This window comes from Pedobacter psychrotolerans (genome assembly GCF_004340665.1).
In the GTDB taxonomy this organism is placed as follows: Bacteria; Bacteroidota; Bacteroidia; order Sphingobacteriales; family Sphingobacteriaceae; genus Pedobacter; species Pedobacter psychrotolerans.
Genome location: NZ_SLWO01000007.1, coordinates 21,586 through 32,307 on the forward strand (window position 1 = coordinate 21,586; position 10,722 = coordinate 32,307).

8 protein-coding genes are annotated in these 10,722 nt (G+C 37.9%); 2 read left to right on the forward strand and 6 right to left on the reverse strand.

All coding sequences use genetic code 11. The annotated features are described in order from the left end of the window. Positions 1–36 precede the first annotated feature (36 nt). The gene (locus tag EV200_RS16995) at positions 37–1,359 is read right to left on the reverse strand and encodes a paraquat-inducible protein A (RefSeq protein ID WP_229676683.1); all 1,323 of its coding nucleotides are present in this window, start codon (positions 1,357–1,359) and stop codon (positions 37–39) included. Between the two features lie 394 nt (positions 1,360–1,753). Here EV200_RS16995 and EV200_RS17000 point away from each other — a divergent pair, with 394 nt between their 5' ends. Continuing rightward, positions 1,754–5,101 (forward strand): hypothetical protein, encoded by a 3,348-nt coding sequence (locus tag EV200_RS17000; protein WP_132534785.1) that lies wholly within the window; start codon positions 1,754–1,756, stop codon positions 5,099–5,101. Between the two features lie 55 nt (positions 5,102–5,156). Here the strand turns inward: EV200_RS17000 and EV200_RS17005 are convergent, their stop codons facing one another. Genes EV200_RS17005 through EV200_RS17015 form a run of 3 tightly spaced genes read right to left on the reverse strand, consistent with a single transcriptional unit; the run spans position 5,157 to position 7,310 of the window. Beyond that, on the reverse strand, positions 5,157–5,678 hold the full coding sequence (locus tag EV200_RS17005) for an adenylyl-sulfate kinase (RefSeq protein ID WP_132534786.1): 522 nt from the start codon (positions 5,676–5,678) through the stop codon (positions 5,157–5,159). Next, the gene (locus EV200_RS17010) at positions 5,678–6,622 is read right to left on the reverse strand and encodes a hypothetical protein (RefSeq protein WP_132534788.1); all 945 of its coding nucleotides are present in this window, start codon (positions 6,620–6,622) and stop codon (positions 5,678–5,680) included. The genes EV200_RS17005 and EV200_RS17010 overlap by 1 nt, the downstream gene beginning before the upstream one ends. Continuing rightward, complete coding sequence (locus tag EV200_RS17015) at positions 6,609–7,310, reverse strand: aspartyl/asparaginyl beta-hydroxylase domain-containing protein (protein ID WP_132534790.1); 702 nt, start codon at positions 7,308–7,310, stop codon at positions 6,609–6,611. The genes EV200_RS17010 and EV200_RS17015 overlap by 14 nt, the downstream gene beginning before the upstream one ends. Positions 7,311–7,548: 238 nt before the next feature. Between EV200_RS17015 and porV the strand changes: the two genes are divergently transcribed. After that, entirely contained in the window at positions 7,549–8,700 is a 1,152-nt protein-coding gene (porV, locus tag EV200_RS17020) for a type IX secretion system outer membrane channel protein PorV (RefSeq protein WP_132534791.1), read from the forward strand. A gap of 622 nt (positions 8,701–9,322) precedes the next feature. On the opposite strand, the gene EV200_RS17025 is transcribed toward porV, so the two are convergent. Together EV200_RS17025 and EV200_RS22170 are read right to left on the reverse strand one after the other, a co-directional pair. Further along, positions 9,323–9,862, reverse strand: a complete 540-nt coding sequence (locus EV200_RS17025; RefSeq protein ID WP_132534793.1) for a phage tail protein — start codon at positions 9,860–9,862, stop codon at positions 9,323–9,325. Between the two features lie 37 nt (positions 9,863–9,899). After that, positions 9,900–10,722 (reverse strand): collagen-like protein (locus tag EV200_RS22170; RefSeq protein ID WP_132535241.1); only part of this gene is annotated, 823 nt, incomplete at its 5' end.

A 10,722-nucleotide genomic window follows, 5' to 3' on the forward strand; every position in this document is an offset into this window, starting at 1 on the left:
GGAATAAGATGTTGGAAAAAATACCTTTTAACTGAACTAATGTGAATCGTGTGGCGTAATAAACTTCAAAATAGTAGAAAGCGTCAATCCATATAACACGAAACTGATAAAGATAATATAGCCAGGCTGAAGCGCAGTGTTATTTGTCGTGATAATCGTAAGGAAATCACTATTGATGTGCAGACTTTTCAATTGAGATTCCAGTAAACCATTCAGGCCGATATACGTCATTAGTATCGCGATTACAATCACATCTGCCATGCTCCACTTACCTGATTGAAAAGCAAAATACTTAATGAACTTGTTTTCAGCTAACCTCCTGTTACCCAACAAGTGAATACCCGTTGAACTTAATTTCATGATTGGAAATAACACACTAAAAACCAAAATTAATACACCTACCAAAATAGAATCAACTGCAGATTGGCCTATCAATACCAACACTACATCCATGATACTTTTGCTTTGGAAAAAAAGCACCTGGTCTTTAAATACAACATGTTCACCAAGCAACATAAAATCAAGTGACTTAATTCTTGCATCTACCTCAATCATAGAAGCCGTTAAACCAACTGCTAATAAAATAAAAGCAAAAAGTAAAGACATTACAAATAGTGTGGTATGCAATTCAGTGCGTTTTCTAAAAGCCCACCAAAGCGATAACACCACTACAATACAACCCAACATACCAAAACAATATCCATAGGTAGATTTTCTGATATCAGCTAGGCTGGTACTAAATTTTTGATTCAATTCTGCCGTAGAGGTTACATGGTACTTTTTGTACATGCCCTTAGTCGTAATTTCAATAGCCGTTAAGGTACTATCAATGGTGCCGGTACGCTCCATTTCTGTAAACTTACCCATAGCCATTTTGCTCATCTTTTTCTTGTTGGCGGCATTATCAACCTGGGCAATGATAGTTTTAGCAAAGGTTGGGGCCTGTGCTTTAATCTTATCCGTATCAACAAAGGTATTGATCACAAACTTCTTGATCTTTCCATCAACGGTTTTCTTAGGCTTATTGACCAAAGCTTCCGCCTTATTTATCAAGGCTACAATCACCTGTTCTACCTCGGTTTGAAGTTCCTTTTTCTGGCTCTTTGTCATGGTAAAATTGCGCACCTGATGATTAATGATCGCAGCTACTTTATCATGCCATTGCCCTACCGAAAAAAGACCATATGTAATGTTATTGATATTGGAATAATCCTTCTTAATATCTTCCTGTTCTTTGGAAAGGATGTGTAACCTATAGGCAAAAAAGCCTTCCACACAAAGCAGAACAGCAAGAAAAAAGATCAGTAGGATTCTGGGTACAAAAGATTTTGTCCCTTTAACAGCTATTGGTGTTGTCAAGTTTGTAATTTTAGATTTGTTTTTAATACATCTGGTTAGTTATGATCCGCACTTCGATGTCGCATCAAAACAGCAACATATTTTATACATCCCCATTGATTTAGGAACTTTTTTTTCAATAAGCAGAATTTTATTTGTAATTCCATTTAAATACCAGCTGATTTAAATAGGTTAACAGCGAAGTTTCAAGATGGTTTTATTAAACAAATAATATTATTAAAAACAGTGCGGTTTTACTGATTTTTGGAAGCGCATATCAGAAATAATGCCTGTTACTAATTTACCACATCTTACTGTCTTTTGTGCTGATGACGAATTCATTCTCTATAACTTAAAATAGGCGGTTAAAAATTTCACTGTGTAAATTAGCCTGAAAGTAAGTATGTTTGATAATATGCTTTCAACTTTCAAACTTAATACCCTGCTTGAGAACCCATCATTGGTTATCGCAGAAATTACTTCAGATATTCCATCAAGCTCAGACGCTACTGCTGAAAACAATTGGATTCTACTGGAAAAATCTTCGGGTAAAATTACCCGGTTAACACAGCAATTAAAAACAAGCGAATCGCAGTATAATTTCTATGAAGGACAACTCAGTTTAAATGCTACAACGGGCAATTTCTTGTTCAGGCACGGGCTGAAATGGGAAGTCCTTGATCTTAACATCGAAAAATCGCTTAGCGCAGATTTGATTGTCATCATTCAGCACTTTGTTGATCTGTTTACCGACCATGAACATCTATCTCTGGCTGCATGTCCGGCATTAGATTTTGGTTATGAAATCATCAAAAATGATAATCAGGCTAATCTCAAATCTTTTAACCTTTCCATAAAATTTGTATTCAATCCTGCCGGGCATTTCTCTTTTGATCCTAATGCGTCGGAAGTTAAAAACAATAAAGAAGTAGCCATCCGTGATGCTGAGCTGGTAATGACAAGTTATGAAGCCATCCTTGCGCAAATTTTAGCATCAGACATTGAAATTTCAGTATCCAACACGTTAAATCCGGGCCAACTGATCCCGCTCAACGCCAATCTTGCAAATGAAAACAATGGCTTTTCGGATTTTTTAACTCTTGTAATCAACTGGATCAAAAATTTTATTGCCCAACCCGACGAACAGAATCTTTTTGCAGCTGATCATGAATCACCTCTTGCGGCCAGTCCCATTCATTATGTATGGAACAGCGCTCAGGAGCTGAGTAATCCACAAAAACTATTTCCATTAGAGGTTCATCTGGTTACACAGCGAAAACTAAGTAACCTGCAATCTCAGCATCAAGTGGTTGATCCTGCAAAGCCAGCGATAAATACTGGTGTTGAAGAAAACTTAACTATTGTAAAGCCTTATTCCTTAATCAACCTATATGGGATGGAAGAACCGGATCAGCAGATTTCTGTACTGAAGCAATTTACTCAGGGAGTAGAAAATATATTAAATCCGATGGATGTTAAGTTGGCCATATCAGTTCCTGGAGAGGGCTCTAGTCTTATTGATGGTAATTTTAGCGAATTATGGGTAATGAGGATGAAAGATTTGCTCGATCATTGTCATACACCTTCCGATTCCATAAAAGATTTGGAACATCAGTATTATTCTATTGCGCCATTCTCCACTACACTTTTAAATTCATCTGCCGCAGAGATTTATACTTTCGAACATTATCTGGGGCAAACAGATATCAGCACCACTTATCAACTCACAGATATTGATCTTGAAACATTAACGGAAAGATTTCTGCATGATGTACAGCTCATGCGTAGCAAACCTGTACTGGAGGCATTGGCTTTGATTGATGGGCAGAGTAATAAAATTCCATCTAAACACATCGGTTATCTGCAGCAACAAGTAACTGAAAATCTTGCTGATCGGATTGTTTCGCAGCTCAGGCCACTGATGATCATTCCTGATCCCAAAACAACTAAAATTGCAGGGACTGAAAAATTTAAAAAAGCACTTTTAACTGATCTGCATTGTGCCTACACTTCCGCTTTTCTGTTACCAGTAAACATTAATCCACTTTGTTACGATCAGTCGGCAGAATCTTATCTTCCTTTGGCATTTACATCATTTCCTTCACAACTTAGTGCCGCTGATGACAATTCAGACAACGGCTTGCAGGATGCCATAACAATTCCGGGAGTTACTTCAGCACATCATCCTCACCAGAATGATGCTTATTTAGCTTATGGTAATGCTGATTTGCGTAGACATTCCTCAATCAGGATGAAGGCAGATCTTGACATTAAACAAATCATGATCACCAATGCCGCCCCAGATCCTGATCAATCTACTATTCCCGAAAGTATAGGATGGTTGAGCATTATTTTACCTGGCGATGCATTATCCAGTTTATCACTGGAAGAAACAGTCCCGAATCCAGTGAAAAAATATCCTGATCAGGTAAGTCTAATCTCTCAGACATTTTTCGACGAGCCTCTTCAAGAAAATATTAAAACCCCAGATATAGCAGCTCTGCTTTCTACAGGATTTGCCTTTAAATATCGGTTGAATGAATTTCAGTTACAGGACTGCTATCAGTTTGAAATTACTTTTAATAGTATGAATGACCAATCGGCTGCATTAAAAGTCCATTCTTCCATTGAACCATCTTTAGAAAATTTTCTTCATAAAATATTTCAGTTTAATATGGTTTCGCCTCAATTTATGGCTTATTTTGAGCAAGAACTGCCTAAAATTCAACAGGATATCACCACAACTGAACTTCCAACATTACAAAAATTGCTCAAAGCATTCTGGAAACTAGCAGGCGAAGTGGTATCGCTCTGGCCATCAGTAACTGATGTTACAACTCCAGCCCCACCATTATCTCCATCAGTTAGCCAAAGGATGATCAGTTTCCAGGTAAGGGAATGGGCATCAATTCAACCAAACGGAGAAGCTCTTTTCGAATCTGTGATTTCAGACTGGAAGAGTGGAATCTCTGACTATAACTTTTTCCTACTCCCAGAACTTGAAGGCTGGACGGCAGAACCTCAATTATCCATTGATGGTAAAGGAATAACGCCTATACCTATGGGAATGGAAGGATCAAAACAAATTGCAATACGATATTTCAGCACATCAGGCAATGAAAAAAAATATCTTTCTTTTGAAGAGGGTGCGGAAATTGTTTCTCGCCGTATAGCACTTTACCAACTGCACCTGCCGGGAATACAAAATATAAATACCTCCATCTCTATATTAAGAAATACGGGTTTAAATAATCATTTAACAACGGATAAGCATTTTGTATATCAAGCACAACCCATCAGCTTCGCTCATGAAGCAGTGCCGAATAAAATAATCCAGGAAAATATCAACTGGCCAGATCTTGTGCCTCCGCAAAACCTGGAGGCTCACATCAACAATATTTTTAAGCTTCTTTCCACGCAGCAAAACCCAGGGAATCTCCCGCTCTTCATTCAAATAGAGATTCAACTGAAAACGAAACTTTTAGCTAATGATTTTTCACCGGAAATCAGCATACCTATCCTTCTGATCCCGGAAGAAAAGTTTGTAGACGGAGCAATTAACGAAGCCTTGTCTACAAAAATTAGTGAGGGGATCTTAACCTGGTTTTCTGCAACTAATCCTTCTGTAGACCTTTCCACACTATCGTTTAGTATTCAGATTTTTAGTGATACCTTACAGAATCTTACACCTTTAATTGTTCTGGAGAATATTCGGCTTAATATTGCCAATATACCAGATATTATGGCCGCAGTAAAAAACTAAAGCTTATCTGAATATTAGCTGGAGATTTTCCAGACAATATTTTTTAGTATAGCGTTTATTTAAATGTATTCGTCACAAAGCTGGTGAGCTTTGTGACGCTTTCTTCTAAACCAGCATTTGAGGTATCTATGGTTAGAGCTACATTTTTTGGCTCTTCAAATATATCGTTTACACCAGTCAGGTTATCAAGCTTACCGGGATCTCCATTAAGTAGCAATGCCCGTTTGTATAGTCCTTTAGTATCTCTCCGCAACAGAATATCTAAACTGCAATAAATATAAACAAGTTCAGCACTGCAGGTCTCTTTTAACACCGCTCTCCCCTCTTCATAAGGATTGATTACAGCAATGATAATCACATCATAATCTCTGGATAATGTGGAAGCAAGTTGTCCTAAACGCCTTACGTTTTCTATCCGGTCTGTTTTGGTAAATCCAAGATCGGCACAAAGCGTTTTCCGATACAAGTCTCCATCCAAGATCATTATTTTCTTGTTGGGATATGATGCTTTAAATGCTTCTGAAATACTGGTTTTACCTGCCCCAGACATGCCTGTAAATTGTAAGATTAACGCCATTATCTAGAGAAATGATTCATAAAAGTAGCATAAGCCTTCTCCACTTCTGGATAAGAAACCTTATCTACTGGCTTTTCCGGTTGAAAAAGTTGATCCGGGTATTTGCTATGCCTGGTCAGGCGCTCTGTGATGCGTGTATTCATCGGCAATGGAAGGTTGATAGATTTAAAAAAATGATCAACCATTTTTTCAACTCCACTTCCGTAGTCAAAAAAATAATTCAACTCATGCTTTTCCTGCCAAATCGCAGATAATTTGATATAGAATTCTCTTAGTACTTCGGCGGTATAAAGGCCAGAATGCGCATTGAATTCATCCCTATATGGAACATTGAGCAAGTTTGCATCAACCAATCCCGGAACCATATGAATACCTGGGCGACGCTGATGGGAAGCGATTACTGCAGCAGGTTCTCTGGAAATGAAGAAGAAAGGAATATCCGGATAACAAGCCCTCAATATGGAATAGTGATGAATATGCCAGCTATCCAGTTTAATAAACATGTTTTGATATTCTGTATTCCTTTTCTGCCCAAGAAGTTTAACCGCAGACTTAAGGTAAAGTTTCACTTTCTCTGTATCAAAGCTTATATCATTTTCATGGGCACGAAGGATTTGATCAATAAGAGGCGCTTCTGCATAGACGATATTTTCTTCAGCAGTTGAAAGTACCTGAGAAAGCAAGGTGGAACCACACCTTGAAACATGAAAAATCAAGCCTTTAAGTGGAACGGCTTCTATATTTTCGGAAGCCTCCAGCATAAAATTAAGATCGCTAACACTTCGAAAAACTGATCTTTCATGCATCCTGGCCCGGCGGATGGCAATTGTTTCATCAAAAAAAGGCTCTGCGATGTGATGATTTCCCAGATCCAGCCATTCTACCTGCCATTGGTTATCAAGCAAGTTAATTTTATAAGGTATCCAGTCACTAAGCCCTTTCATTTAATTTCTTTTTATATTGTGCTATAATGGCCTGAGCTGCCGGGCCATCCATTTTTTCAAGATCTGAAATAATTTTCAGCATGGTTTCCTCGTCGTATTCTGTTTCTTTTTCTTGCTCTTCTTTCAAATCGTAACCATGACTCGCAAAAAGATCATCCGTCCATTGATTTCTTATGCCATCAATCACCAGATGAGCCCTCATTTCATTCCCCTTATTTTCAATACTGTGGATCTGATCAAAATCAATATACCATAACGAGCCCTCTTCCAAAAACAAACGTTCACCTCCAACGGTAAAATGAACATTAGAATTGGTTTGTAAAGGAATATGCAACCTGAAATGTTTGCTTTTATAATCACAGCCCCGATCTCGATGTGGCTTTATTTCACCTCCAGGATACAGTGCGAGTATCCTAACCGCTTCCTTATCAAATAAAAGTTCTTCTAATATGCTTTTTAGGTAAGGCGTATGTTCAAGTAAATTTGTATCACGATAACTTTGTTGATCACAATTCGCTAGGATATCAAGTTCGCTACCAGTTGCAGAGCGTAGGGAGATGCTTTCCCACTTTCCCTCAAAGTCATTACGATTGAAATGTTCCTTCCAGTTTCTGGTAGTTGCAATGGCAAGGTCTTGTTTAAGTAACTGAACATTAAACCTTTTATTAAAACAAATATATTTTTTCAAGTGCGATAATTTGTCTGTAAAATATAGAAGAGATCACAAACGTGCAAATATTTATTCAATTAATCTATTAACAATAGTATGATTTTAGATAAGTCGATATCTCAATTTATACCTATTCATTCATTAACAAAATTATTCTGCAAAAATTAAAAAAAACAGATTATATATTTATATTTGTGAAAGTAATGCTAGTTTATAGCTAATAAAAAACTCTCATCCCAAATCTATCTTAACAACAATGAAATTCATTGGAATCTCTCTCTTTGCCATGTTAATTGGCAATATTGCTTATTCGCAGACTGTTGTAAATGGTAAGAATAGCAATCCTGTACTTACCGCTGTACCATTTTTAAATATTACACCAGATGCCAGATCTGGCGGAATGGGTGATGCTGGTGTTGCCTTATCACCTGGTGTTTTTGATACCTACTGGAACCCTTCCAAAATGGCTTTTCTAGACAATTCATATAAGGCTTCGCTTTCCTATACGCCATGGCTTAGAAATATTGCACCAGATGTTAATATGGCTTATGCAAACTTTGCTAAAAAGCTTGATGACCGCAATGCTATAGGTGCTTCGATTAACTATTTTAATCAAGGAAGAGTAACCGCATATGATAATAATGAAGTTTATCTGGGTGCCTATCAACCAAATGAATTTGCTATAGATGTCTCTTTTGCCAGAAAACTGGATGACAACTTTTCTATGGGGCTAACCGCTAAATATATCTACTCTAATATTGTTGGTTCCAGCGCATCTGTAGCGGGTGCAGCCGGTCATTCAGGCAGTGCATTGGCTGCAAGTGTTTCTCTTTTTTACACAAAGGCTATCAGGCAATTTGGCAATGATGGAAAATTCTCATTTGGTACCAACATTTCTGATATTGGCACAAAGATGAATTATTATAGTAATGGCATTAACTACTTCTTACCAACTAATTTAAAGGTTGGAGTAGCAGATGAATTCAAAATTGATGCACTAAGTCGATTTACCCTGACGTTGGATTTAAATAAGTACCTGGTTCCCACTCCTCCATTGGTAGGGCCAGATGGCACCATCATCGCCGGACGCAGTGATGATCAATCTATTGTTTCAGGTATTTTTGGCTCTTTTAGTGATGCTCCGGGAGGTTTTAGTGAAGAAATAAAGGAAATCAGTTATGCAGCAGGTGCTGAGTATATGTACGATGATAAATTCGCATTGCGTACCGGTTTCTATTATGAAAACCCTTATAAAGGAAACAGGAGATACGCCACGATGGGCGCAGGATATCGTTATAAAAATATGATGTTGGATTTTTCATACCTGGTGGCTACACAACGTACAAATCCGCTAAATAATACTTTAAGATTTACATTAAGTTTTGATTTTGGGAAAGGTAAATATTAATATATAAATACTCCTTTTGTTTCTTACTGATGCTCAAAATAAAGGCATTATTCCATTTTAATAAATGAGAATAATGCCTTTATTAGTTTATGATGGTAAAACTTTGATCCAACTCTATACTAATATCACTGTATTATACTGTTATTAAATCAACTTATTCGAATAAGATCACGACAATAAGTTTCTGATCATAACCAAAACATTATGATCAAATAATTAATAAACTCATACAGTTACAAGGCTTTTAGCTTTAATCAACCTAAATTAAGTGCTATACCGGAAGGAACCTCATTCACGTTAGAAATACTTTTAGATTAAACTAAAGCAATATTATTCCATTGTTAAAAACCAATTCAGTTTGAAATTCTGACGCTACCAATGTGGTACATTAAAACATTTGATTTCTCCCTTTTGAAAGCATATAAAACTTAAGACACCTTAGTTTAAGAAGTTTATACAAAATCACAGACCATTATTTTGGTCATAATCTAAGTTCATAGAGGTTCAATGCTTTGTTTCAAGTTTAACAAATAAAGAAAAGAAGCGTAGCCTTCTAGGAACAAAAAGGCTACTCGTTATGAACGAGTAGCCTTTTAAATATTTAATATTAATTTTAGGAGAATTAATTCCGAGATGGATAGATACCCTCTAATGCAATGATATAGTTCATGGCAATATATGGTTGCATATTACTGTGTGGCTGGCTACCACCGGCTGCACTCAATGCAGTTGGTCCCATTACAGCATTTGGAGCTGTTGAGGTATAAATATTTGGTCCTGAACCTAGCGCACTATCAGTAGTATCTGCCATAAAATTATTTTCAGGGTTAACAGAATTGGCTGCATCCGGGCTTTTATTTACGGCCACAGTATGCGTATGTGCGGGCATTTGTAACGTGGTTAATACTACATTTTCACTACCGCCAGTTCTACCAAGTGGGTATACTGTTCCCGATGCCGCTGTTCCTGCATGAACAGGTACCAGTCCTGTAAGATTTGGCAACAAAAAAGTTGTTCTGCCATCACCACCATAGGTGACTCCAAGTACCGCAAAAAGTGCTTGATATTGTTGAATTTGCATGGTTTGTCCCTGGCAAAATGCCCAACCACGTGGAGCATAAGTGCCAGCAAACATCATAATTTGACCGATGAGAGGATCCATAGTTTTCTTTTTAGTTATATAATTTATTTGTTATCAATTAATTAGTCTGGTAGCGGAGAGCTGTCGCTACACGGGTAGTCTGTCCTGTAGTGGTTTGTTCTACAAAAAGAGCAAAAGTATCACCTCTGTTAATGACTACACTATTATTATTTAACCCAACTGTGGTTACATTCAAGGTACTGCTGGTAGTAACCGTAACTTGAAGAGATGTAGCTACATTATTGATATATAACGTCACTTTAATTTGTGGAGAAGCACTACCCAGTACTGTTGGAGTAACTGCTACTGTCAACTGATCTAAAGTACAGGCAAATGGAACTGTTTGAGCTACCCAGTAAAAAGACGCATTTACAACTCCGGCTTGAAAGCCATTAGGCGGAAAAAAAACTTGAGTAAGATTTTGAATAGGTGATAGTGCGGCAAAAACACCACTGCCTCCAGTCGCACCAGTTGCTCCGGTAGCTCCTGTAACACCTGTAACACCAGTCGAACCTGTTACTCCGGTTGATCCGGTGGCACCTGTAACACCGGTCGCACCTGTTATACCTTGAATACCCTGAATGCCTTGTAAACCTGTAGCACCAGTCGAACCTGTTACTCCGGTGGCACCCGTAACACCTGTAGCGCCTGTTACACCTTGAATACCCTGAATGCCCTGTAAACCTGTAGCACCAGTCGAACCTGTTACTCCGGTTGATCCGGTGGCACCTGTAACACCAGTCGCACCTGTTACACCTTGAATACCCTGAATGCCTTGTAAACCCGTAGCACCAGTCGAACCTGTTACTCCGGTTGATCCGGTGGCACCTGTAACACCAGTCGCACCTGTTACACCTTGAATACCCTGAATGCCTTGTAAA

Excerpts from the sequence above, each read along its gene's own strand:
- EV200_RS17000 (WP_132534785.1), top strand. The coding sequence starts at position 1,754 with ATGCTTTCAACTTTCAAACTTAATACCCTGCTTGAGAACCCATCATTG.
- EV200_RS17005 (WP_132534786.1), bottom strand. The coding sequence starts at position 5,678 with ATGGCGTTAATCTTACAATTTACAGGCATGTCTGGGGCAGGTAAAACC.
- EV200_RS17010 (WP_132534788.1), bottom strand. The coding sequence starts at position 6,622 with ATGAAAGGGCTTAGTGACTGGATACCTTATAAAATTAACTTGCTTGAT.
- porV (WP_132534791.1), top strand. The coding sequence starts at position 7,549 with ATGAAATTCATTGGAATCTCTCTCTTTGCCATGTTAATTGGCAATATT.
- EV200_RS17025 (WP_132534793.1), bottom strand. The coding sequence starts at position 9,862 with ATGGATCCTCTCATCGGTCAAATTATGATGTTTGCTGGCACTTATGCT.